Origin of the sequence: Streptomyces sp. NPDC051822, assembly GCF_044452745.1 — a bacterium.
Classification (GTDB): Bacteria; Actinomycetota; Actinomycetes; order Streptomycetales; family Streptomycetaceae; genus Streptomyces.
The window spans coordinates 538,573-561,256 of the sequence record NZ_JBITBZ010000002.1 but is presented as its reverse complement, the minus strand read 5'-3'; the positions used below and the strand labels follow the sequence as shown (position 1 = coordinate 561,256).

Below are 22,684 nucleotides of genomic sequence, written 5' to 3'. Positions count from 1 at the left end.
TACCGTCGTCCAGCCGAATCCGAGCGATCCCGTGAGTCACAGCGCCCCCGCTCCCCGCAACGATGATGAGGAAGGCTAGTCGGTGGGACTGACGGGCGACAGGGGACGGGAGAGGTACGGCCTATCCTGATCGCATGTACTTCACCGACCGTGGCATCGAGGAACTGGAGAAGCGGCGAGGCGAGGAGGAGGTCACCTTCGAGTGGCTCGCCGAGCAGCTGCGGACGTTCGTCGACCTGAACCCCGACTTCGAGGTGCCCGTCGAGCGCCTCGCGACCTGGCTGGCCCGTCTGGACGACGACGAGGACGACGAGGAGTAGGAGCACGCGCGCGTAGCGAAGCTCGCCGCGCCCCGGGTCATCCCTCTCCGGGGCATCCCGCCCCGGGTCACCCGTCCCGCAGCCGGTCGTAGGCGAGTCCGAGCGCGCCGTGCGCGACGAGCAGTGCCCCGGCCGCCGCCCAGCCGCCACTGCGCCGGCCGATGCCCCAGAGCAGCAGCGGCGCCCCTGCCGCGAGCTGCGCCGCACCCAGTGCGCGCGCCTTGGGGCCGCGCAGGTACGGCCCGAGGGGACTGCCCTCCACCGCGTCGAGTTCGGCGCGCACCGCGTCTTTCCAGCCGGACCATTCGAGCTGTTCCGCGCCCTGCGCCAGGGCGACGGAGCGGAGCCTGTCGGGGTTCTCGCCGGGCAGGAGCCCGGTCGGCAGGGCGAGGCCGGCGCGGGTGAGGACGGCGACGACGCCGACGAGCCGGCTGTGGGCGTCGGCCTCCGGGTCGGGCACGGTGAGCGGTTCCAGGGCCTGCACGTCCAGGACCGGGTCGAGGGCGAGCCGCGCGGCGAAGGTGCGCATGGCCTCGTCCTCGCCGGCGGGCGTGCCGTCCGCGAGCCAGGTGTAGCCGACCGTACGGCGGAAGCCGGCGGCGAGCGTGAGTCCCGCCCTGTCGCGGTCCCACCAGAGCGCGACGACGGGCCAGGTGGCGGCGGAGACGGCGAGGGCGGTGGCCCAGCCCGTGACGACCTGTTCGACGGGTTCCCCGCCGTGGAGCCACGGTTTCCCCTCCGGGACGAGCACGCTCCAGTCGTCGCCCGCCGGGGCGAGGAGCAGTTGTTCCCTGAGCAGCTGGGCGGGCGGCCGGACCGCCGGGGGGTCGGCGCGGCAGAGCAGCAGTGCGCCGACGGGGCGCGGTCCGGAGGTCGCGTTCATGGGCCCTACGCTAGGGCAGTTTGTCCGTGTACGGCGGTGATTGTCATCCCTGTCAGGGAAGAGTCAGGGTTGACTTCCTTTCACCGCGATATAGCGTGTCTCTGGAAAGACGCGATATGTTGCGTTGCCGAACGGGAGGTCAGCACCATGACAGAGTGGTCCGTCACCGAGCCGACGAAGCTGGCACCGGCCGACCCCGTGACCCGCCTGCAGGTCCGCATCGTCAACGGCACGGTGAACGTGGTGGGGACGGAGGAGAGTTCCGCCCGCGTGGAGATCTCGGAGATCGAGGGCCCTCCGCTCATCGTGTCGCAGGACGGCTCCACCCTGACGGTGAGCTACGAGGACCTGCAGTGGAAGAGCATCCTCAAGTGGCTCGACCGCAAGGAGTACCGGCGCCGGGCCGTCGTCTCCGTCGCCGTTCCCGCGGGCGTCGACGTCGAGGTGGGAGTGGTCGGCGCCGAGGCCGTCGTCACCGGCATCAGAGGGCGTACGGAGGTGCGTGGGGTCACCGGCGACACCACCCTCCTCGGCCTCTCGGGACCGGTCCGCGCCGAGAGCGTCTCGGGCAATCTGGAGGCCCAGTCGGTCACCGGCGCCCTCCGGATCAACACCGTGACCGGCGACGTGACGGTGATCGAGGGCGCGGGCGCCTCCGTGAAGGCGGAGACGGTCAGCGGTGACATGGTCATCGACCTCGACCCGGCCGACCTGGACGGGCCGCCCGCCGACATCCGGCTCGCCAGTGTCTCCGGCGAGGTCGCCATCCGGCTCCCGCACCCGGCGGACGCGCGCGTCGAGGCGAGCACCACGAGCGGTTCCGTGGCGAACGCCTTCGAGGACCTGCGCGTGGACGGCCAGTGGGGCACCAAGTCCGTCACCGGCACCCTCGGTTCGGGCCGCGGCACCCTCAAGGCGACCACCGTCTCCGGCTCCATCGCCCTGCTGCGGCGCCCCGAGCCCGACGGGGAAACCGGCCCCACCTCCTCCCCCACCACCTCCGCGACCGGAAAGGTGCTCTGACATGCCGCCCGTCTTCGCGCACGGCCGCCTCCGCCTCTACCTGCTCAAGCTGCTCGACGAGGCCCCGCGCCACGGCTACGAGGTGATCCGCCTCCTGGAGGAGCGCTTCCAGGGGCTCTACGCCCCCTCGGCGGGCACGGTCTACCCGCGGCTCGCCAAACTGGAGGCCGAAGGCCTCGTCACCCATGCCAGCGAGGGCGGCCGGAAGGTCTACTCGATCACCGACGCGGGCCGTGCCGAGCTGGCCGGGCGCGGCACCGAACTGGACGACCTGGAGCGGGAGATCCGCGAGTCGGTGTCGGAGCTGGCGGCGGAGATGCGCGACGACGTGCGCGGCGCGGCCGGCCGGGTGCGCAGCGAGATGCGCGCGGCGGCGGGCCGGACCCGCACGGCGGAGCCGTCCTCGTTCGCCGACGCCAGGGAGGAGCTGCGCCGGGTCGGGCAGGAGTGGAAGGAACAGGCCCGCCAGGCCCGCGCCGAGGCGAAGTCCGCCCGCCACCAGGCGAAGGAGTTCCAGCGGATCGCCCAGCAGGTGCAGGAGGAGGTCCAGGACCGCTTCTCGCGGGGCGACTGGCCGAAGGGGGTCTGGGAGGGCCTCTCGGACATCACGGCCCAGCTCGGCGGCCTGGTGGCGGGTACGACCCACCCGAAGGCGGCCGCCCAGGAGCCGTCGTTCATGACGGCCCCGGTCGGCGAGGTGCCCGAGTGGGCGCGGGACACGGAGGGCTCGGGCGACCCGGCCCGTGACCTCGACCGGCTCCTCGACCGTTTCCGCGACGAGATCCGGGACGCGGCCCGCGACCACGGCGTGAGCCAGGACCAACTGGCCGAGGCCAGAGAACAGCTGTCGGCGGCGGCGATCCGCATCACGGGCCTGCTGCGGTCCCGCCCCACGCCGTAGCCGGACGGGGCGGGGGGCCAAAGCGTGGGCCGGGGGCCGAGACCGGGCCGGGGCCCAGTCCGGTCGACGGCGGGCCTCAGCCCCGGTCGGCGGTCACCGTCACCCGGGCGCCCGGGGCCGCGAGGATCCAGGCCCTGCCCGGCGACGTGCGGAGCACCAGCGCCGCTCCGCCGGCCGCCACCCGCCAGGTGCCGGGCGGCAGGGAGAGTTCGGTGACCCGGGGGCCGCGCCGGGCGGAGTCGTACGAGAGGCGGTAGACGCCTGCCGCCCCGTCGTAGGCGGCGGAGCGGACCGTGCCCGCGACCGCCTCCGCGTACGGCTCGGCGGTGAGCTCCTTGTTCGTACGGAAGGTCCCGGCACCGTCCACCGCGCAGTAGCCGCCGCCGTAGCACCAGACGTAGCCGGCCCAGCCGGAGCCGTAGCGGCCCAGGGAGGCCATCGCCTCGCGGTAGAAGCGGTTCATGTTCGGAAGGGAGTTGTTGAGCGGACCCCACTCGCCCACCACGACGGGCACCTTGTGCTCCTCGGGGTACCGGGTGACGGCCTGCTCGTAGTTCTCGATCCAGCCGGCGGCCGGGTCGTAGTCGGCACCCGCCTCCATGGCGGTGTTGTAGAAGTGGGGGGCGTAGACGACCTTCGGGTCGTCGATCCGCCCGAGCCCGGTGGGCACCCCCTCGCCCACGATCGGGGTCGGCTCGACGAAGACCCACGTGGAGGGGTCGACCGAACGGACGGCGTCCGCGAGGCGGTTGTACATCGGGGTGAGCTGGTCCCGTTCGATGCGGCGGGCCGCCATCGCCAGGTCCTCACCCTCCCGTATCTCGCCCATCGGCTCGTTGATCAGGTCGTAGCCGAGGACGGCCGGGTGGTCCTCGAAGCGGTCGGCGAGCACCCGCCACATGCGGGCCTGGGCGCGCCGCAGGTCTTCGTCCTCGTAGAGGTGGGTGAAGGCCCGCTGGACGGCGGGTTCGAAGTACTCGGAGAACCAGTCGTCCGGGTGCGGGGTGAAGGGCAGCCCGTCGGTCCTGGTCGCCCACGCGGGCACGCCCCGGTGGCCGAACGCGGGGCCGAAGACGTCCTGGTGGGCGTCGACGAGGACCCTGACGTCGTGTTTCTCGGCCCAGTCCAGGATCCGCTCGATCTTCCGGAGGTAGTCCTGGCTGTACTCGCCGGGCCGGGGTTCCAGGTCGTCCCAGAAGACCAGGAGGCGGGCGAAGTTGAAGCCTTTGGCCCGCATGTCGCGGAACTGCCGTTCGGTGATCGCGGAGAGGGCGGCGGCGCCTCGGTTCGTCTTGTCCTCGACGTTCCAGCCGCGCAGGGTGAGGGTGCGGCCGTGCTCGTCGGTGAGGGCGGGGATTCCGGCCGGGACCGGGGCCGGTTCCGCGTGGGCGGCGGTCGGGGCGAGCAGAGCGGCGACGACGGCACCGGCCGTCAGGATGGTGCGCAGCAAGGGAGACCTCCGGCACGACGAGGTGAGGATTGTTCATGTTTCGCGTGCCGGAGATACCATCAGTAGTCCTGACGAGTCATCAAGAGGTCGTCAGAAGGTATTCACGAAGTCGTCGGGGTGTTCACGAGGTCGTCAGGACGATCTTGCCGAAGAGTTCGCCGGAGGCGATCTTCTCGAAGCCCTCCCGCGCCCGGTCCAGCGGCAGGACCTCGTCGATCACCGGACGGACGCCCGTGGCCGCGCAGAAGGACAGCAGGTCCTCCAGTTCGTCCTTGGAGCCCATCGTCGAGCCGACGACCTTGAGCTCCAGGAAGAAGATCCGGGTCAGCTCGGCGTGTGCGGGCCGGTCGCCGCTCGTGGCACCCGAGATGACGAGCGTGCCGCCCGGCCGCAGCGACTTGACCGAGTGGGACCAGGTGGCGGCGCCGACGGTCTCGATGACCGCGTCCACCCGCTGCGGGAGCCGGGCGCCCGGCTCGAAGGCCTCGACGGCACCCAGCTCCACGGCCCGCTTGCGCTTGGCCTCGTCGCGGCTGGTGGCGAAGACCCGGAGGCCGGCCGCCTTGCCGAGAGCGATGGCGGCGGTGGCGACACCGCCGCCCGCGCCCTGCACGAGCACCGAGTCCCCGGGCCTTACCCCGGCGTTGGTGAAGAGCATCCGGTAGGCGGTCAGCCAGGCGGTGGGCAGGCAGGCGGCCTCCTCGAAGGAGAGCTCCTTCGGCTTGGGCAGCACGTTCCAGCGGGGCACGCTCACCCGCTCGGCGAAGGTGCCCTGGTAGCGCTCGGTGAGGATGGACCGGGGCTCGTCCGGCCCGACGCCGTGTCCCGTCTGGCCGATCACGGAGTGCAGGACGACCTCGTTGCCGTCCTCGTCGATGCCGGCGGCATCGCAGCCGAGGATCATCGGCAGCTTCTCCTCGGGCAGCCCGACCCCGCGCAGCGACCACAGGTCGTGGTGGTTGAGCGAGGCGGCCTTGACGGTGACGGTGGTCCAGCCGGGCCGCGCAACCGGTTCGGGGCGTTCGCCCAATTCGAGGCCGTTCAGGGGCTGGTCGCGGTCGATTCGGGCAGCGTAGGCAGCGAACATGGCCCCGACCCTAGGCCGCGGCGGACGGCGAGGGGAACCACACCCCGGTGTGACCCGTGTCGCCCACACGGAAGGGCCCCGTCCCGGCGTACGGAACGGGGCCCTTCGCGTACCCGTGGGCACGACACGCGTACCCGTGGGCACGACGCCAGGTGCGCGCGTCAGCGGCGGGCGACGCCCTCGGCACGGGCGGCGGCGGCGACCGCGGCCGCGACGGCCGGGGCGACCCGCTCGTCGAACGGCGACGGGATGACGCAGTCGGCGGCGAGTTGGTCCTTCACCACGTCCGCGATCGCGTTGGCCGCGGCGATCTTCATGCCCTCGGTGATCCGGGAGGCCCGGACCTGGAGCGCACCGGCGAAGATGCCGGGGAACGCGAGCACGTTGTTGATCTGGTTCGGGTAGTCCGAGCGGCCGGTCGCCACGACGGCCGCGTACTTGTGCGCGACGTCGGGGTGGACCTCGGGGTTCGGGTTGGCCATGGCGAACACGAACGCGTTCGGAGCCATGGCCGCGACGGCGGCCTCGGGGACCGTACCGCCTGAGACGCCGATGAACACGTCCGCGCCGGCCAGGGCGCTCTCCAGGGAGCCGGAGAGACCGGCCTTGTTGGTGAGCTCGGCGATCTCGCGCTTGACGTCCGTGAGGTCCTCGCGGTCGCGGCTGACGATGCCCTTGCGGTCGGCGACGGCGACGTCTCCGAGGCCCGCCTCCAGGAGGAACTTCGCGATGGCGACGCCGGCCGCACCCGCGCCGGAGATGACCGCGCGCAGCTCGCCGAGGGTCCGGCCGGTCAGCTTCGCCGCGTTACGGAGGGCGGCGAGGGTGACGATCGCGGTGCCGTGCTGGTCGTCGTGGAAGACGGGGATGTCGAGGCGCTCCTGGAGCTTGCGCTCGATCTCGAAGCACCTCGGCGCCGAGATGTCCTCCAGGTTCACGCCACCGAAGGACGGGGCGAGCCGGACGACGGTCTCGACGATCTCGTCGGTGTCGGTGGTGGCGAGGGCGATCGGGACCGCGTCCACGCCGCCGAACTGCTTGAAGAGGATGGCCTTCCCCTCCATGACCGGGAGGGAGGCCTCCGGGCCGATGTCGCCGAGGCCGAGCACTGCCGTACCGTCGGTCACGACCGCGACGACCTGGGACTTCCAGGTGTAGTCGTTGACCAGCTCGGGCTGCTCGGCGATCGCGGTGCACACCTTGGCGACGCCGGGCGTGTACGCGAGGGACAGGTCGTCCTTGTCCCGCAGGGGGACGGTGGCCTGCACGGCCATCTTGCCGCCCCTGTGGAGGGCGAAGACAGGATCGAAGAGCTCCTCGGGAGCTCCTTCCGTACCGCTGTCATTGCGAGGATTGACGATCTCCGCTGCCATTGGGTTGACCCCTTAAGTCTTCTTCATTTGAGGGTGGTCCACTCCCGGTTGAGGAGGGGTGGGGAGGCACCGCGCCCGCCGTGTCTGGCAGCCGCGCGGGCGCGCCGCACAACGCGCCCTGAGCCCCGGATGAGGGGTGTAAGGATCCTTCTTACCGGACGGACGGCACCGCAGACGAGTCCATAACGCCTCGGTGACGCGACTCATACCGAGTGCATCCGGACACGGACGGAGAGCGACACGTCACCCCATGTCCCGATAGATATCGTCCCCACCCGATTGGCCGCGTTCCCCTCGTCCGAATGGCGAGATCAACAGGAGATTTTCCGGCGGTGGGGAAGGGATTCAGAAGATGATCCGGCCCGGATGTACCGGCCTGTCGGCATTCGGCCGTCACCCGTTACCCGATTTTGACATCCGTGGCCGTCGGTTTGAGGCGGTCCGAATGGCAAGATGCCGTAATCACACGAGGTCACGACACTCGAAGAGATGTACGTGGCCGCCTGGCAACTCCCTCACACGCCGGAGGAACCCGATCATGACCGCACGCACCACGCGCCGTACGACCGCCAAGACCCGCACCTCCCGTCTTGCCGCGGTCGCCGCCATCGCGGTCGCCGGCTCCGTGCTGCTGACCGCCTGCGGTGACCAGACCGAGGGCGGCTCCGCGACCCCGACGAAGGAAGGCGGCTCGCCGTCGACCAACGCCGCGCCGCTCTTCTCGAAGCTCCCCGCCGACATCCAGAAGGCCGGTGTCATCAAGGTCGGCACCGACGCCTCGTACGCTCCGATGGAGTTCACCGAGGGCGGCAAGATCGTCGGTGTCGACCCCGACATCGCCGCGGCCCTGAGCAAGCAGCTCGGCGTCGAGTTCAAGTTCACGTCCGGCACCTTCGACGGCCTGATCACCTCGATCTACACCGGCCGCCAGGACCTGATCATGTCCTCGATGACGGACAACAAGAAGCGCCAGGAGGGCCTGGACGACAGCGGGAAGAAGATCGGCAAGGGCATCGACTTCGTCGACTACTTCAGCTCCGGCGTCTCCCTGCTGGTCAAGAAGGGCAACCCGCAGGGCATCAACTCCCTCGACGACCTGTGCGGCAAGACCGTGGCCGTCCAGCGCGGCACGATCTACGAGGACACCTTCAAGGCCCAGGCCACGAAGTGCGGCGCCGACAAGCTGACGATCCAGGCGTTCGACACCGACGCCGAGGCACAGACCCGCGTCAAGGCCGGCGGCGCCGTGGCCGACCTGAACGACTACCCGGTGGCCGCGTACATCGCGAAGACCTCGGGCGGCGGCAACGACTTCGAGGTCGTCGGCAGCCAGAGCGACGTCGGCCTCTTCGGCATCGGCGTCTCGAAGGAGAACACCCAGCTGCGCGACGCCGTCAAGGAAGCGCTCGACGCGATCATCAAGGACGGCACGTACGCCGAGGCTCTGAAGAAGTGGAACGTCGAGGGCAGCGCCGTCAAGTCGGCCACCATCAACGCCGGCAAGTGACCTCCCCGACGCCGGCAGAACCTCCCCGCTCCACTGAAGGGCAGTCGTCGTGACTGACAAGATCAGCAAGGACCCGGCCGCCGCTCCGGCCGGGTCCGGCGCCTCGGGCAATCCGTACGAGGCGATCAAGGCCATCCCCGTGCGGCACTACGGGCGCTGGATCAGCGCCGTCGTGGTCGTCGCACTGCTCGGCTGGCTCGTCTTCGCCTTCTCCCAGGGCAACATCCTCTGGGACACGGTGTGGGACAAGGTGTTCGACCCCTCGGTCATCAGCGGCCTGTGGAACACGATCATCATCAGCGTCGCCTCGATGGCCCTGGGCCTGGTCCTGGGCATCGTCTTCGCGGTGATGCGCCTGTCCAAGAACCCGGTGACAGGCGCGGTCGCCTGGCTCTACATCTGGTTCTTCCGCGGCACACCGGTCTACGTCCAGCTCCTTGTCTGGTTCAACCTGTCGCTGATCTTCCAGTACATCGACCTCGGGCCGATCTACAAGAACGAGACCGTGGACGTCATGACGCCGTTCATGGTGGCGCTGCTCGGCCTCGGCCTCAACGAGGGCGCCTACATGGCGGAGATCGTCCGCGCGGGCATCCAGTCGGTCGACGAGGGCCAGACCGAGGCGGCGCACGCGCTCGGCATGTCCCAGACCAAGACCATGGGTCGCATCGTCCTTCCGCAGGCCATGCGGGTGATCGTGCCGCCGACGGGCAACGAGTTCATCAACATGCTGAAGACCTCGTCGCTGGTCTCGGCCGTGCAGTACACCGAGTTGCTGCGGGCCTCGTCGAACATCGGCAACACGGCCGGTGCCGTGATGGAGATGCTCTTCGTCGCCTCCATCTGGTACCTCGCGCTGACCAGCGTCTTCAGCGTCGGCCAGTACTACCTGGAGCGCCGTTTCGCCCGCGGTTCGACCCGTAACCTGCCGCCCACCCCGCTCCAGCGGATCAAGGCGAACCTCACCACGTTCAAGCGTTCCCCGGAGGCATCGGCATGACCGGTCAGCCCATGGTCAAGGCGGAGGGCGTCCACAAGTCCTACGGCGCCGCCCACATCCTCCGCGGCATCGACCTGGAGGTGCAGAACGGCGAGGTCTTCTGCCTCGTCGGCCCCTCCGGCTCCGGCAAGTCGACCTTCCTCCGCTGCATCAACCACCTGGAGCGGATCGACGGCGGCCGGCTGTCGGTCGACGGCCACCTGGTCGGCTACCGGCAGAAGGGCGACAAGCTCTACGAGCTGAAGGACAGCGAGGTCGCGGTCCAGCGCCGTGACATCGGCATGGTCTTCCAGCGCTTCAACCTCTTCCCGCACATGACGGCCCTGGGCAACGTCATGGAGGCCCCGATCCAGGTCAAGGGCGAGTCCAAGGCGGTGGCGCGGGAGCGCGCCGAGCGTCTGCTCGACCGGGTCGGCCTGCGGGACAAGATGGGCAACTACCCGTCGCAGCTCTCCGGCGGCCAGCAGCAGCGCGTCGCCATCGCCCGCGCGCTGGCGATGGAGCCGAAGCTGATGCTCTTCGACGAGCCGACCTCGGCGCTCGACCCGGAGCTGGTCGGTGACGTCCTCGACGTCATGCGGGACCTCGCCGAGTCGGGCATGACGATGATCGTCGTCACCCACGAGATGGGCTTCGCCCGCGAGGTGGGCGATTCGCTGGTCTTCATGGACGGCGGCGTGGTGGTCGAGTCCGGCAACCCGCGGGACGTCCTGGGCAACCCGCAGCACGACCGGACGAAGGCGTTCCTGTCGAAGGTGCTGTAGGCGCACGACACAGGAGAGGGGCGGTACGGGTGGCCCGTACCGCCCCTCTCGCCTGTTCTCGCCCGTCCTGTCTACTTCACGGCGAGGAGGAGGGTGTCGGAGGGCGAGGCCCAGACGGCCCTGGCCTCACCGAAGCCGGCGGCGCGGAGGGTGTCGGCGTGCCAGGCCGGGGAGGGCATGTCGCCGTCGGCGTGCTCGCCGTAGATCTCGAAGCGGCGGGCGGTGGGTTCGGCGAGGACGGGGTCCTTGGCGGCGAGGGCCCACCAGTCGGCCCAGTCGAGGACCCCGGCGGCCTTCTCCAGGTCCATGCGGGCGTGCCGCTGGGCGCGCTCGGCGGCGTTGATACGGGGCGTGGTCCCGTCGATCATGTGGTCGGCGTTCATGAAGACGCCACCGTCCCGGACGAGACCGGCGAGCTGACCGTAGAGGGCGGTCAGGGGCCCGCTGTGGAGCCAGTGGAGGGCCGTGGCGGTGAGGACGGCGTCGTACGAGCCGTGGGGCAGCCGCGCGGGCCAGGCGGGGTCCTTGAGGTCGGCGGTCACGAAGGTCACGCGCTCGTCGCCGGCGAAGTACCCCTCGGCGATGGCGAGCAGGGCGGGGTCGAGGTCGACGCCGACGCTTCTCGCCTCGGGGAACCTCTTGAGGACGCGATCCGTGATACTTCCCGTACCGCACGCGAGGTCGAGGATGCGGGGCTTCGGCCCCACCACGGCCTCGACCATGTCGAGCATCACCCGGAACCGCTCCTCACGGTCCGGCATGTACCACTCCTGCTGACGGTCCCAGCTCTGCTGCCAGCCCGCCCAGTCGGTCCCGGTCATCGCCGATCCTCCCCCTCGCGTAATACCCTGACAGGGGAAACAGTCGTTACCCCTTCCGACCAAGACACTAGACCGCCAGAGTAAGGACTACAAGTGGAACTGGCCTATTACTCGGATTACGCCGTGCGTCTGGTCAACACCGAGGAGCCGGTCCGCAACAAGGACGCCCTCACCTCCGTCGAGGTCATCCGCGAACTCTTCGGGCCCGCCACCCAGATGGCCCGCCGGGCCACCGACTCCGACGTGACCCGCTTCCGCGCGGTCCGGGCCCGGCTGCGGGCGGTCTTCACCGCGGCCGACGAGGGCGACCACACGGGCGCGGTGGACCTGCTGAACTCCCTGCTCCTGGAGTACCCGGTCAGCCCCCAGATCTCCGGCCACGACACCCTCGACGAGGACGGCCGGCCGCGGTGGCACATGCACCTCGCCGACCACCCGTCGAACGCGACCGCGGGATACGCGGCCATCGCGGCGATGGGCCTCGCCTTTCACCTGACGGAGTTCGGTGCCGACCGGCTCGGTCTGTGCCAGGCCCCGCCCTGCCGCAACGCCTACCTGGACACCTCCACCAACCGCTCCCGCCGCTATTGCTCGGACCGCTGCGCGACCCGTGCCAACGTGGCCGCCTACCGGGCCCGCAAACGCCTGGAGGCCGACCGGCCGGACGACACGGGCCTGACCGCCGAGAGCAGCCAGGAGAGCACCACACCGGCCGACCGCTGACGCCCCGGCGTCACCGGCCGGTAGCGCGCCCGCACCCGCCCGAGAACCAGCTCGGGCGGTACGGCTCCGAAGACCCGGCTGTCACCCTCGGCGTCGGGGTTGTCCCCCAGCACCCACCAGCCGCCGTCGCGTCGCTCGATCAGCCGCTTCACGATGAGCAGATCCTGCTGGAGCGGATGCCGCAGCACGGCCACGCAGCCGGCGCGCAGCCGCGCCCCGTAGTGCACCAGCAGCTGATCGCCGTGCAGCAGCGTGGGCACCATCGACACCCCCGTCACCTCGGCGATCCCGAACGGAGCCCCGGCCTCCGCCACCCGCTCCGACCCCGGTCCCCTCATCCGGCACCTCCCGATCCGCTCCCGGTCCGCTCGCGCGTCCGCTCGTCCACTCGTACACGAGTCCCATGGTGACCCTGGACTTTTGACCTAAGCCCCAGGGGGCGCCCGCGAAATCGCCCTTCTCACCGAGTAATGTCCCACCTGAGAAGACGATCACGAGGAAGGACGGCACAATGCTCTCCCGCCTGTTTGCCCCCAAGGTGAAGGTCAGCGCCCACTGCGACCTCCCGTGCGGCGTGTACGACCCCGCCCAGGCCCGCATCGAGGCCGAGTCGGTCAAGGCTGTCCAGGAGAAGTACCTGGCGAACGAGGACGCGCACTTCCGCGCCCGCGCCACGGTCATCAAGGAGCAGCGCGCGGAGCTCGCCAAGCACCACGTGTCGGTGCTCTGGAGCGACTACTTCAAGGCCCCGCACTTCGAGAAGTACCCCGAGCTCAACCAGCTGGTCAACGACACCCTGAAGGCCCTCTCGGCCGCCAAGGCGTCGACCGACCCGAAGACGGGCGAGAAGGCGCTGGAACTCATCGCCGAGATCGACCGCATCTTCTGGGAGACGAAGAAGGCCTGACCTTCTCGTCCCCGGTGGACACGACGGCCCGCCCGGTCACCCGGGCGGGCCGTCGGCCTTTTCGGGCCGGTCACGGACGGCAGACGAGGATGCCCGCGCGGCAGGTGATCTCGAAGGCCCCGTGCCGGGAGATGTGTGCGGCCACAAGGACGCGGGCCCGGTCGATGGTCGCGTCGAAGGGGGCGTCCTGCTGGTCCGCCCAGGCGCGGTACGAGGCCATGTGGGCGATGACGGGTTCGGGGTCGCGGACCGTGACGGTCGCGGGCAGTTCGACGACCTCCACGCGGCCGAACTCCTCGCCGAGGACGGCCGGAGCCCTCTCCAGGGCGAAGCGGGAACCGAGTGCGATCCGTGCCGGGCCGCGGTCGACGCCGAGGACGTCGCCGGCGGCCAGCCGCCACAGCTCGTCGAGCTCGGCCTTGTCGCGGTCGCTGTTGGTGGAGGCGATGACCACCCCCTCCCGGGTCACGACCCGCGCCAGCTCCCTGACCGCCTGGGGGATGTCGGGCACGTGGTAGAGCATGTGGAGTGCGAGCGCGCCGTCGACGCTCCCCGCCGCCAGCGGCAGGCTCGTGGCGTCCGCAACGGCGACCGGCCCCGGGACATGCGCGAGGATGCCGGGGGCGATGTCGAGGCCGAGCAGGGACAGGTCCGGACGGTCCTGGCGCAGCCGCTGGACGAACGTGCCGTTGCCGCAGCCGATGTCGACGACCCGGCCGCGTACGTCGCCCAGCCGCTCGGTGACGAGGCCGGGGAGGTCGTACCGGGGCGTCTGCCAGAGGTAGAGCGACTGCCGGGCCGCAAGGTCCCGGTCTCCGTCGTACGCGCTCCCCGCCAGGCGGGCCCGGTCGGTGGCGGCGGCGTCGTGGGCGGCGGACATCTCGGTCATGTCGGCAACTCCGGAGGGTCGGCAGCGGGCAGCACGCACGGACGGCCTTGTACAGGAGTCGTTCACGCAGAAGCACCGCCTGCGCGGATCCACCGTACTGCGGGCGCCCCGACTGCGGCCCGGAACGCGGTCAGAGGGCGGTGACCGGGTCCACGGGGAGGGTGTAGCGGCGCTTCTCCTTGGAGGTGGCGCCGAGGCGGTCGTAGAAGCGGATCGCGTTCTCGTTCCACGCCGGGGTCTGCCACTGGATCTCGGAGAGGCCCAGGGCGCGGGCCTCGGCCGTGACCGCGGCCATCAGGAGGGGGCCCAGGCCGTGGCCGCGGGAGGTCTCCGTGAGGTAGAGGCAGTCCATGTGGAGGTACTCCGTGCCGTCCCAGGTGGAGAGTTCCGGGGCGCAGGTGGCGTAGCCCGCCAGGGTGCCGTCGGGGAGGGCCGCGACGAGGCAGCGGAGGCGGGGCTGCCCGGGGCCGAAGAGGAGGCGGCTCAGGCGGTCCGCGAGGCCCGGGGCCGGGGGTGACGCCTTCTCGTACGCCGCGTGCTCGGCGATGAGTTCGACGATCCGGGTCATGTCCCCGGGGCGCGCGTGACGTACCACTGACGGGGCGGCGCTCCTCGGCTCGTCCCCTGCCCTCGTCCGGCCCGTGCCGTCCTCGCGTGCGTTCATGCCGTCATCATGCACGGTCCCACCGACAGCGCCGCCGCCGTCCCCTGGCGGTGGAGCCACTCCCGGTACGGGGCCGCCCTCAGGGCCACCTCCCGGTAGGCCGTGGCGAGTTCCGCGTACAGGGTGTCCAGGGGCGCTCCGGGCCGCGCGTACAGGAGGAGCCGGACCGCCAGGGGGTCGCCGCGCAGGGGGCGGACGGCCATGTCCTCGCGCGGGACCGAGGTGGGCTGGCAGGGCGCCACGGCCTCGCCGAGGACGATGAGGGAGGCGGCCGTGTGGTAGTCGCCGTGCAGCAGGGGCGGGTCGATGCCGGCGGCGGCCAGGACGCGGCGGAGTCCGTCCCATTCGCCGTCCACGGTCGGGTCGACCATCCAGTGGTCACCGGCCAGTTCGGCGAGGTCGACCACGGGCCTGCCGGCGGCCGGGTGGTCGCGGGCCATCGAGACGAACTGCGGTTCGCGGGCGACCAGGACCCGTCGCTCCAGGCCTTCGGGGACCCGTAAGGGGCAGCCCTCCACCTCGTGCACGAAGGCCACGTCGAGCCGGCCCGCGGCGACGGCGCGCAGCAGCGCGTTCGCGGAGACGTCCATCCGGAGGGCGATGTCGGTGCCGGGCAGCCGCTGGCGGAGCCGGCGGAGCCAGCCGGGGAGGGCCCGGCTCGCGGTGGAGCCGACGCGGAGCCCTGGTCCTTCGGTGCGGGCGGCCGCGGCGCGGGTCTCGGTGACGAGTGCGGCCATGTCGGCGACGAGCGGGCGGGCCCGGCTGAGCAGCGAGCGGCCGAGCGGGGTGGGGCGGCAGCCGGTGCGGCCGCGGGAGAAGAGCTCGGCGCCCAGGGAGTTCTCGATGCGGCGCAGCTGGGTGGTCAGCGAGGGCTGGCTCATGCCCAGTTGACGCGCCGCCTTGTGCAGGCTGCCCGTGTCCGCGATGGCGCAGAGCACGCGCAGGTGTCTGACCTCCAGCTCCATGCCCCGAGGGTAGGGCGGCCCCCCGGGTCGCACCAGACGTCAGGAACACGTCAATCGCCTTTGATTGCAAGGCAGTTGGGGCAGGTCACTGCGGTGATGTCGTGGGGTTATCGGCGGTTGGCATCATCCCCGCGCGCCCCGCCTCCCCCGAGACTCTCTCCAGTCCCCTAGAGGAGGAGCCCCCCATGCGTCACCCCAAGGTCCTCACCTCCGTCCTGACCGCCACCCTCGGTCTCGGTCTCGCCGTCTCGCTCGGTACGGCGCCGGCGGCGGCCGTGAGCGCCGACCGCCAGGCCGGCGCCGCCGTGGCGTACGCCGGTTCGGCCGAGGAGGCCAAGGCCAATCAGGCCTTCTTCGAGGCCGTCGTGAAGTCGGTCGCGAAGAAGCGGGCCGCCAACCCCGGCGCGCTGGCCGTCACCGTCGTCTACAGCGCCGCCAACGCGCCGACCTTCCGCACCCAGATCGCCCGCTCCACCCAGATATGGAACAGCTCGGTGGTGAACGTCCGGCTCGTCGAGGGCAGCAACCCCGACTTCCGCTACTACGAGGGCAACGACTCCCGTGGCTCGTACGCGAGCACCGACGGTCACGGCAGCGGCTACATCTTCCTCGACTACCGGCAGAACCAGCAGTACAACTCCACCCGGGTGACCGCCCACGAGACCGGGCACGTCCTGGGGCTCCCGGACCACTACAGCGGTCCGTGCAGCGAGCTGATGTCGGGCGGCGGACCCGGTACGTCCTGCCAGAACGCCCAGCCGAACACCCAGGAGCGTTCCCGCGTCGACCAGCTGTGGCGCTACGGTCTCGCGTCCGCCTTCAAGAGCTGACGAGCGGCCGGAGCCCGAGCGGTCTCCGGAGCCGGGCGGCCGTCGGAGCCGGGCGGCCGGCCCGGGAAACACGGCGGCGGCGCCCCCTCGGGGCGCCGCCGTCCTCGTTCTCAGGCCGTCTGGAGCAGGCGGCGGGCGAAGTCCGCGCCCGGCGGGAGCTGCCGCCGGACCCGCTCAAGAGCCCCGTCGAAGTCACCTCCGGCGACGCACGATTCGAAGGCGGCGCCCCCGTAGTGCAGCGTCAGGCTGAGGTCCGCGCGCTCGCCGAGCGTCAGGAGGCAGCCCAACGTGGCCGGCTGGGTGGCGCCGTCCACGACGACCGGGAGCGGGAGGTCCCACTCCAGGACGCAGCCGGTGAGGGCCTGCCCGCCCTCGTCGGCCGCGCTGAGCGCGGCGAAGCTCTCGCCCGTGTACTCGATCCCCCTGATCCGGGTGGCGACGTGCCGCCCGTCGGCCGTGATGACGATCGCTTCCGCGCCGCTGCGGTCCCGGTACCAGCCGGTCCAGACTTCTGTCGACTCCGATGACATGCGCGGACTGTAGCGGTATGACCGGCTCCGGCGCGCGTCCGGTCACCCAGAGGCCGGACTTCTCCCGATCTCGTCGTTCTTGCCGGTCACGTGCGCGCTCGAGGCTTCCGCGCTCTCGTGGAGCGGGCAGTCGGGGTTGCGGCAGGGCTGCACTTCCCACTCCGGCACCCAGGCCCCGAGGACCTTGTGCCGGGTGGCCAGCATGGCAAGCGGACGACCGCAGGCCGGGCACTTGTGCTCGCCCAGGGGGTCCCGCGTCGTGTGATGCGCCTCGTCACCCATACGTCCAGGGTAGGACGCCCCGCACGGGAGCGCTTCCCGCCGGCGTACGGCTACCGCTTCCGGGTGTACGTACGGACGAGCACGCCGTTGTCGAAGGTGCGCACCGCGCCGAGCTCGAAGTCGCGGGGCTCGAAGCCGGCGCCGAACATCGGCATGCCGGAGCCGTAGACCTGCGGATACGTCTTGATGATCAGCTCGTCGATCTCGTCGATGAGCTCACCCGCGATGGTGGAGCCGCCGCAGAGCCAGACGTCCAGGGGGCTGTCCTCGGCCTTGAGCTCGCGGATGCGGCCGACGAGGTCGTCGGCGATCAGCTCGACGTTCGGGTGGGGCGACTCCGTGAGCGAGCGCGTGGCGACGAACTCGCGGAGGTGGTTGTACGGGCTGGTGATGCCGATGTCCAGGGCGAGCCGGTACGACGCCACCCCCTGGACGACCGTGTCGAAGTGCCTGTTCTCGCCTTCGACCCCGAGGATCTCCCGGGCGTGCGTCGGGAAGGTCTCGGGGTACTCGGCGGCCATGGTCGCCGCGTACGAGCCCTCCGTGTACTTGAACATGGAGCTGGCATCGCCGTCGGGGTCACCGATGAATCCGTCGATGGTGCAGGCGATGTAGTACGTGAGCTTGCGCAAGCCGGTCCTCTTCCAGTGGGAACGTGGCCGCTGCCGCAACCACGACGGCTATAGTGCTTCACTTGTAGTGGTTACGCAAGCCCTCTTCCGAAAGAGATCGACATGGCGAGAAATCCGGAGCGGCGTACGGCACTGCTCGACGCCGCGATCGAGGTCCTGGCGGACGAAGGCGCCCGCGGGCTGACCTTCCGGGCGGTCGACGCCCGGGCGGCGGTCCCCACGGGCACCTCGTCCAACTACTTCCGTGACCGCGACCAGGTGCTCTCGCAGGTCGCCGACCGGATCTTCGTACGGCTCACCCCGGAGCCCGGCGTCATCGACACCGCCCTGCTGCCGCCGCCGAGCCGCCCCCTGGTCGTCGAGCTGATGAGGCAGCTCGCCCGGCGGCTCGCGGCCGAACGCACCTGCTACCTCGGCCTCTTCGAGCTGCGGCTCGAAGCCGCACGCCGCCCGGAGCTGCGGACCCAGCTCACCAAGGTGCTCCGCGCCGACCTGGACGAGAACGTCCGGCTGCACCTCGACTCCGGAATGCCGGGGGACGCGGACACGGTCCGGCTGCTCTACTTCGCCCTGACCGGGCTGCTGTTCGACCACTTCACCGTGCCCGGCCTGCACGGCGACCGGGACCTGGACGAGCTGATCGAGACGGTGGTCCACCGCCTCGTGCCCGAGCGGTGAGACCGGGGGCCGTCAGCACGGACGCCGGGTGACGGCCTTCGGCCTCAGCGCGAGCGCCGCGTGACGAACTCCGCGAGGGCGAGCAGGTCGCCCGCCGCCGCCAGGTCGGGAACCGCCTGTGCCAGGTGCTCGACGGCACGGCCCATGCGCTCGGCCGCCTGGGCCTGGGCCCAGTCGCGCCCGCCGGCCCGCTCGACCGCGTCCGCCGCCGCCCGAACCGCCGCCGCGTCGAGCGCCGGAAGCGCGTACAGCTCGGCCAGCTCCTCGCCCGCCGGGGTACCCGACGCGAGCGCCGCCACGACCGGCAGCGACTTCTTGCGGGCGACGAGATCGGCTCCGGCCGGCTTGCCCGTCCGGTCGGGGTCGCCCCAGATCCCGATGAGGTCGTCGATCAGCTGGAAGGCGAGGCCTGCCTCCCGGCCGAACGCGTCCATCGCCGCGACCTCCTCCTCTCCCGCGCCCGCGTAGAGCGCGCCGAGGGCGCAGGAACAGCCCAGCAGGGCGCCGGTCTTGGCGGTGGCCATGGCCACGCACTCGTCGAGGGAGACCTCGCGGGGGCCGCGCCCCTCGAAGGCGCAGTCCGCCTGCTGCCCGGCGCACAGCTCGATGATGCAGGCCGCCAGGCGCGCGGAGGCCGCCGCCGAGACGGGATGCGGGTCCTCGGCGAGCATCCGCAGGGCGAGCGCGCACATCGCGTCGCCGGCGATCAGCGCGTCCGGGATCCCGAAGACCGTCCAGGCGGTGGGCCGGTGTCTGCGGGTCACGTCCTCGTCGACGATGTCGTCGTGGAGCAGGGTGAAGTTGTGCGCCAGCTCCACCGCCGCCGCGGCCTTCACGGCCCCGGCCTCCTCGGCGCCCAGCGCACGGGCCGCCGCGAGGACGAGGGCGGGCCTGATCGCCTTGCCCGCCTGCTCGGCGGCCGGGCTGCCGTCGGCGTGCTCCCAGCCGAAGTGGTACATCGCGACCCGCCGCATGGAACCCGGCAGGGTCTCGACGGTCGAGCGCAGTTGTGGATCGACAGCGGTGCGCGTCCGCTCCAGGAGCACCACGGCCCCCTGGCCGTCGGCGACGGCATCCGCGCTGGCTATGGTCACGGTCACTTCCTTCGTATCCCTCCGTGGCAGTCGTGTCGGTGCTGCGGCGACGAGCCGGGAACGCCCGGGGGCGGGAGGGTTCGGTTCCCGCCCCCGGGCGCGTCGTCGGCTCAGCGCCAGCGGCTGACCTCGACGTTCTCCAGGACACCGAGCGCGTCCGGGACGAGGATCGCCGCCGAGTAGTAGGCCGTGACGAGGTAGGAGATGATCGCCTGCTCGTCGATGCCCATGAAGCGGACGGAGAGGCTGGGCTCGATCTCGTCGGGGATGCCGGTCTGGTGCAGACCGATCACGCCCTGGTCGGCCTCGCCGGTACGCATGCAGATGATCGACGTGGTGCGGGCGTCCGAGACCGGGATCTTGTTGCACGGGTAGATCGGAACGCCGCGCCAGGTCGGGATGCGGTTGCCGTTGACGTCGATCGTCTCGGGCACGAGGCCGCGCTTGTTGAGCTCGCGGCCGAAGGCGGCGATGGCCCGCGGGTGGGCGAGGAACATCTTGGAGCCCCGGCGGCGGGAGAGCAGCTCGTCCATGTCGTCGGGGCTGGGGGCGCCGTCGTGGGGCTGGAGCCGCTGCCCGTAGTCGCAGTTGGAGAGGAGGCCGAACTCCTTGTTGTTGACGAGCTCGTACTCCTGGCGCTCGCGGAGCGCCTCGACCGTGAGCCGCAACTGCTGCTCGGTCTGGTTCATCGGCTGGTTGTAGAGGTCGGCTACCCGGCTGTGCACCTTCAGCACGGTCTGGGCGACGCTCAGCTCGTACTCGCGGGGCGAGGCGTCGTAGTCGACGTACGTGTGCGGGACGACGGCCTCGCCGACGTGACCGGCGGAGAGGTCGATCTCGGCCTCGCCGTACTTGTTGGTCCGCTGGTGGGGCAGCGCCGCCACGGTCGCGAGGTGGGCGGCGAGCGAACCGGCCCGCTCCGCGAGGTTGCGGACGTCGTCCCGGGTGAGTTCGAGGACCGTACAGGCCGTGGCGGCGCGGGCGCTCCACTCCCAGGTGGCGTCCGGGTCGACGAGGGCGACGTCGCCGAAGTGGGCGCCGTCGGCGAGGACCCCGAGGACGGCCTCGTCGCCGTACGGTCCCTCACCGACCTGCTCGATCCTGCCGTGCGCGAGGAGGTGGACCCGGTCGGTCGGCTCGCCCGCGACGGCGATCACCTCGCCGGCCGCGTACTCCCGCTGGCGGCAGCGGGACGCCAGCTCGGCCAGGGCCTCCTCGTCCTCGTAGCCGCGCAGGACGGAGAGTTCGCCGAGTTCGGCGGGGATGACCGCGACGCGCTCTCCGGTCTGGACGAAGGTGACCTTGCCGTCACCGACGGAGTAGCTGAGCCTCCGGTTCACCCGGTACGTACCGCCCTGCACCTGGACCCACGGCAGCGCCCGCAGCAGCCACCGTGAGGTGATCTCCTGCATCTGCGGTGCCGACTTGGTGGTCGTGGCGAGGTTCCGCGCGGCGGCGGTGCCGAGACTCTGCTGCGGCGCCTGCTGCTCCGCGCGTACGTCGTCGCCAACCGAACCAACGGACATGGAACTCCCTCTCGTATGACTGACTTGCGACACCAAGCCTTTCAGCACGGAGCGTGTCGACGCCATTACACATTCGAGTGGGACTGTTCGACGATCTTCGGGGCATGTCACGCGATTTCCATCCGAACAGCGGAGCCCCACCCGCCCCGGCGGCCCCTGTCCGGATCGAGTCGCACACGGTTCGAGGGGATGGCGGCGGAGTAGCGGACTCCGGTACTCCGGAAGCTCACCCCGTCCCCCGAAGGGAGTCGGTCATGTCCACACCCATGTCGGCGAGCAGGTTCCTCGACGCGCTGCGCGACCAGGGCCTCACGGTCGTCCAGGTCGGCGACTGGTCCACCCACAACCGCAACCACAAGGGCCCCTGGGGCCCGGTGCACGGCGTGATGATCCACCACACCGTGACCCGCGGCACCGCGAACACCGTCCGGATCTGCCGGGACGGCTACCAGGCCCTGCCGGGGCCGCTCTGTCACGGCGTCATCGCCAAGGACGGCACGGTGCACCTCGTCGGCTACGGGCGCGCGAACCACGCCGGGCTCGGCGACGACGAGGTGCTCCGGGCGGTGATCGCCGAGCAGGGCCTGCCGCCGGACAACGAGGCCACCACGGACGGCAACCGGCACTTCTACGGCTTCGAGTGCGAGAACCTCGGGGACGGCGAGGACCCGTGGCCCAAGGTCCAGCTGGAGGCCATCGCGAAGGCGGCGGCCGCGCTGTGCCGCGTGCACGGCTGGACGCACCGCTCGGTCATCGGGCACCGGGAGTGGAAGCCCGGAAAGGTCGACCCGCGCGGCTTCACGATGGCCTCGATGCGGGACCGGGTGGCCGACCTGCTGCGCTGACCGCCGCCGGCGCGGGACCGGCCGCGCCCCGCGCGCGCGTGGCCGGGACAATGGCCGGGTGAACGCGTTCGACCTCTCCCACCTGCGGCCCCGGCTCCCCTCGCCCCTGGAACCGGTGGAGGACGAGCGCTTCGCCCGGCGCGGGCTCACGCTGCTGCTCAAGCGCGAGGACCTCATCCACCCCGACCTGCCGGGCAACAAGTGGCGCAAGCTCGCCCTCAACCTGGCGGCGGCGGACGGGCGTCCCGTGCTCACCTTCGGCGGCGCTTACTCCAACCACCTGCGGGCCACGGCGGCCGCCGGGCGGCTGCTCGGCTTCCCCACGGTCGGCGTCGTCCGCGGCGACGAGCTGGCGGGGCGCCCGCTCAACCCCTCCCTCGCGCGGTGCGCGGCCGACGGCATGCGTCTGGAGTTCGTGGACCGGACCACGTACCGCGCGAAGAACGACCCCGCGGTCCTGGCGGCGCTCCTGGAACGGGCACCCGCGGGCGCGTACGTGGTCCCGGAGGGCGGCAGCAACACACTCGCCGTCCGCGGGTGTGTGGAGCTGGGCCGCGAGCTCGCCGGGGCGGCGGACACGGTGGCCGTCGCCTGCGGCACGGGCGGCACCCTCGCGGGCATGGCGGCCGGCCTCTCGCCCGGGCAGCGCGCGCTCGGCGTCCCGGTCCTCAAGGGCGGCTTCCTGGGCGCGGAGGTCCGCGCCCTCCAGGAGGCGGCGTTCGGCGGGCCCCGGGGCGACTGGACCCTGGACGAGCGTTTTCATCTCGGGGGGTACGCGCGCGTGTCCCCCGCTCTGGAGGCGTTCGCACGCGACTTCGAGGCGCGGCACGGACTCGCCATCGAGCGACTGTATGTGGCCAAAATGCTCCACGGCCTCACGACCCTGGCGCAGGAGGGCGCGTTCCCGGCGGGCACCCGGCTCGTGGCGGTGGTGACGGGCGCTCCCGACGGCCCGTGACGTCCCGGGAAACGAACCGACGGAGGTCGGCT

26 protein-coding genes are annotated in these 22,684 nt (G+C 71.4%); 12 read left to right on the top strand and 14 right to left on the bottom strand.

Translation table 11 applies throughout. The annotated features are described in order from the left end of the window. Positions 1-134: 134 nt before the first annotated feature. Positions 135-320, top strand: a complete 186-nt coding sequence (locus ACIA8N_RS08400) for a DUF6104 family protein (RefSeq protein ID WP_030207192.1) — start codon at positions 135-137, stop codon at positions 318-320. Between the two features lie 67 nt (positions 321-387). On the opposite strand, the gene ACIA8N_RS08395 is transcribed toward ACIA8N_RS08400, so the two are convergent. Then, on the bottom strand, positions 388-1,203 hold the full coding sequence (locus ACIA8N_RS08395; RefSeq protein ID WP_365782165.1) for a hypothetical protein: 816 nt from the start codon (positions 1,201-1,203) through the stop codon (positions 388-390). A gap of 147 nt (positions 1,204-1,350) precedes the next feature. Here ACIA8N_RS08395 and ACIA8N_RS08390 point away from each other — a divergent pair, with 147 nt between their 5' ends. Both ACIA8N_RS08390 and ACIA8N_RS08385 read left to right on the top strand, forming a co-directional pair. Continuing rightward, positions 1,351-2,226 (top strand): DUF4097 family beta strand repeat-containing protein, encoded by an 876-nt coding sequence (locus tag ACIA8N_RS08390; RefSeq protein ID WP_365782167.1) that lies wholly within the window; start codon positions 1,351-1,353, stop codon positions 2,224-2,226. A 1-nt stretch (position 2,227) separates the two neighbouring features. Next, positions 2,228-3,127 carry a helix-turn-helix transcriptional regulator gene (locus tag ACIA8N_RS08385; protein ID WP_365782169.1) on the top strand — a complete coding sequence of 300 codons (900 nt, stop codon included), beginning with the start codon at positions 2,228-2,230 and terminating at the stop codon, positions 3,125-3,127. A 76-nt stretch (positions 3,128-3,203) separates the two neighbouring features. Here ACIA8N_RS08385 and ACIA8N_RS08380 read toward each other — a convergent pair whose 3' ends face one another. From ACIA8N_RS08380 to ACIA8N_RS08370, 3 genes are all read right to left on the bottom strand, one after another. Then, complete coding sequence (locus ACIA8N_RS08380) at positions 3,204-4,577, bottom strand: cellulase family glycosylhydrolase (protein ID WP_365782171.1); 1,374 nt, start codon at positions 4,575-4,577, stop codon at positions 3,204-3,206. Between the two features lie 121 nt (positions 4,578-4,698). Further along, entirely contained in the window at positions 4,699-5,664 is a 966-nt protein-coding gene (locus tag ACIA8N_RS08375) for a zinc-binding dehydrogenase (RefSeq protein ID WP_365782173.1), read from the bottom strand. Positions 5,665-5,825: 161 nt separating this feature from the next. Continuing rightward, on the bottom strand, positions 5,826-7,037 hold the full coding sequence (locus ACIA8N_RS08370; protein WP_365782175.1) for an NADP-dependent malic enzyme: 1,212 nt from the start codon (positions 7,035-7,037) through the stop codon (positions 5,826-5,828). A 538-nt stretch (positions 7,038-7,575) separates the two neighbouring features. Here ACIA8N_RS08370 and ACIA8N_RS08365 point away from each other — a divergent pair. Genes ACIA8N_RS08365 through ACIA8N_RS08355 form a run of 3 tightly spaced genes read left to right on the top strand, consistent with a single transcriptional unit; the run spans position 7,576 to position 10,308 of the window. Continuing rightward, positions 7,576-8,544: an ABC transporter substrate-binding protein gene (locus ACIA8N_RS08365; RefSeq protein ID WP_365782177.1), complete on the top strand. Its 969-nt coding sequence runs from the start codon at positions 7,576-7,578 to the stop codon at positions 8,542-8,544. A 49-nt stretch (positions 8,545-8,593) separates the two neighbouring features. After that, positions 8,594-9,544, top strand: a complete 951-nt coding sequence (locus ACIA8N_RS08360; RefSeq protein ID WP_365782179.1) for an amino acid ABC transporter permease — start codon at positions 8,594-8,596, stop codon at positions 9,542-9,544. Next, entirely contained in the window at positions 9,541-10,308 is a 768-nt protein-coding gene (locus tag ACIA8N_RS08355; protein WP_030553409.1) for an amino acid ABC transporter ATP-binding protein, read from the top strand. The genes ACIA8N_RS08360 and ACIA8N_RS08355 overlap by 4 nt, the downstream gene beginning before the upstream one ends. Positions 10,309-10,379: 71 nt before the next feature. Here the strand turns inward: ACIA8N_RS08355 and ACIA8N_RS08350 are convergent, their stop codons facing one another. Beyond that, on the bottom strand, positions 10,380-11,129 hold the full coding sequence (locus tag ACIA8N_RS08350) for a class I SAM-dependent methyltransferase (protein ID WP_365782181.1): 750 nt from the start codon (positions 11,127-11,129) through the stop codon (positions 10,380-10,382). Between the two features lie 93 nt (positions 11,130-11,222). On the opposite strand from ACIA8N_RS08350, the gene ACIA8N_RS08345 reads away from it, so the two are divergent. Continuing rightward, positions 11,223-11,852, top strand: a complete 630-nt coding sequence (locus tag ACIA8N_RS08345) for a CGNR zinc finger domain-containing protein (RefSeq protein WP_365782183.1) — start codon at positions 11,223-11,225, stop codon at positions 11,850-11,852. Here ACIA8N_RS08345 and sodX read toward each other — a convergent pair. Beyond that, positions 11,756-12,190, bottom strand: a complete 435-nt coding sequence (gene sodX, locus ACIA8N_RS08340) for a nickel-type superoxide dismutase maturation protease (RefSeq protein WP_365782185.1) — start codon at positions 12,188-12,190, stop codon at positions 11,756-11,758. The two genes, ACIA8N_RS08345 and sodX, sit on opposite strands and share 97 nt — an antisense overlap. A gap of 173 nt (positions 12,191-12,363) precedes the next feature. On the opposite strand from sodX, the gene sodN reads away from it, so the two are divergent. Continuing rightward, positions 12,364-12,759 carry a superoxide dismutase, Ni gene (gene sodN / locus ACIA8N_RS08335; RefSeq protein ID WP_015036129.1) on the top strand — a complete coding sequence of 132 codons (396 nt, stop codon included), beginning with the start codon at positions 12,364-12,366 and terminating at the stop codon, positions 12,757-12,759. A gap of 70 nt (positions 12,760-12,829) precedes the next feature. Here the strand turns inward: sodN and ACIA8N_RS08330 are convergent, their stop codons facing one another. The 3 genes from ACIA8N_RS08330 to ACIA8N_RS08320 form a co-directional block, all read right to left on the bottom strand. Then, positions 12,830-13,648, bottom strand: a complete 819-nt coding sequence (locus ACIA8N_RS08330) for a class I SAM-dependent methyltransferase (RefSeq protein ID WP_365782187.1) — start codon at positions 13,646-13,648, stop codon at positions 12,830-12,832. 130 nt (positions 13,649-13,778) lie between these two features. Then, a complete protein-coding gene (locus ACIA8N_RS08325) occupies positions 13,779-14,312 on the bottom strand; it encodes a GNAT family N-acetyltransferase (protein ID WP_365782189.1) in 534 nt (177 codons plus the stop codon). Beyond that, complete coding sequence (locus tag ACIA8N_RS08320) at positions 14,309-15,277, bottom strand: LysR family transcriptional regulator (RefSeq protein WP_365782191.1); 969 nt, start codon at positions 15,275-15,277, stop codon at positions 14,309-14,311. Before ACIA8N_RS08320 ends, ACIA8N_RS08325 begins: the two co-directional genes overlap by 4 nt. A 185-nt stretch (positions 15,278-15,462) precedes the next feature. Between ACIA8N_RS08320 and snpA the strand changes: the two genes are divergently transcribed. Beyond that, positions 15,463-16,107, top strand: coding sequence for a snapalysin (gene snpA / locus ACIA8N_RS08315; RefSeq protein WP_365782193.1), 645 nt, complete (start codon positions 15,463-15,465; stop codon positions 16,105-16,107). Positions 16,108-16,217: 110 nt separating this feature from the next. Here the strand turns inward: snpA and ACIA8N_RS08310 are convergent, their stop codons facing one another. From ACIA8N_RS08310 to ACIA8N_RS08300, 3 genes are read right to left on the bottom strand one after another with little or no spacing between them, the layout of a single operon-like run. Continuing rightward, complete coding sequence (locus tag ACIA8N_RS08310; RefSeq protein ID WP_030207306.1) at positions 16,218-16,637, bottom strand: DUF6304 family protein; 420 nt, start codon at positions 16,635-16,637, stop codon at positions 16,218-16,220. A 42-nt stretch (positions 16,638-16,679) separates the two neighbouring features. Continuing rightward, entirely contained in the window at positions 16,680-16,919 is a 240-nt protein-coding gene (locus ACIA8N_RS08305; RefSeq protein ID WP_365782195.1) for a hypothetical protein, read from the bottom strand. A 50-nt stretch (positions 16,920-16,969) separates the two neighbouring features. Next, entirely contained in the window at positions 16,970-17,551 is a 582-nt protein-coding gene (locus ACIA8N_RS08300) for a dihydrofolate reductase family protein (protein ID WP_365782197.1), read from the bottom strand. Between the two features lie 102 nt (positions 17,552-17,653). Between ACIA8N_RS08300 and ACIA8N_RS08295 the strand changes: the two genes are divergently transcribed. Continuing rightward, positions 17,654-18,229 carry a TetR family transcriptional regulator gene (locus ACIA8N_RS08295; protein ID WP_365782199.1) on the top strand — a complete coding sequence of 192 codons (576 nt, stop codon included), beginning with the start codon at positions 17,654-17,656 and terminating at the stop codon, positions 18,227-18,229. Positions 18,230-18,273: 44 nt separating this feature from the next. Here the strand turns inward: ACIA8N_RS08295 and ACIA8N_RS08290 are convergent, their stop codons facing one another. Together ACIA8N_RS08290 and ACIA8N_RS08285 are read right to left on the bottom strand one after the other, a co-directional pair. After that, a complete protein-coding gene (locus tag ACIA8N_RS08290) occupies positions 18,274-19,323 on the bottom strand; it encodes a family 2 encapsulin nanocompartment cargo protein polyprenyl transferase (protein WP_365782201.1) in 1,050 nt (349 codons plus the stop codon). A 110-nt stretch (positions 19,324-19,433) separates the two neighbouring features. Further along, the gene (locus ACIA8N_RS08285) at positions 19,434-20,849 is read right to left on the bottom strand and encodes a family 2B encapsulin nanocompartment shell protein (protein WP_365782203.1); all 1,416 of its coding nucleotides are present in this window, start codon (positions 20,847-20,849) and stop codon (positions 19,434-19,436) included. Positions 20,850-21,103: 254 nt separating this feature from the next. On the opposite strand from ACIA8N_RS08285, the gene ACIA8N_RS08280 reads away from it, so the two are divergent. Both ACIA8N_RS08280 and ACIA8N_RS08275 read left to right on the top strand, forming a co-directional pair. Continuing rightward, positions 21,104-21,694 carry a peptidoglycan recognition family protein gene (locus ACIA8N_RS08280; RefSeq protein WP_365782205.1) on the top strand — a complete coding sequence of 197 codons (591 nt, stop codon included), beginning with the start codon at positions 21,104-21,106 and terminating at the stop codon, positions 21,692-21,694. A 58-nt stretch (positions 21,695-21,752) separates the two neighbouring features. Continuing rightward, a complete protein-coding gene (locus ACIA8N_RS08275; RefSeq protein WP_365782207.1) occupies positions 21,753-22,652 on the top strand; it encodes a pyridoxal-phosphate dependent enzyme in 900 nt (299 codons plus the stop codon). Positions 22,653-22,684 lie beyond the last annotated feature (32 nt).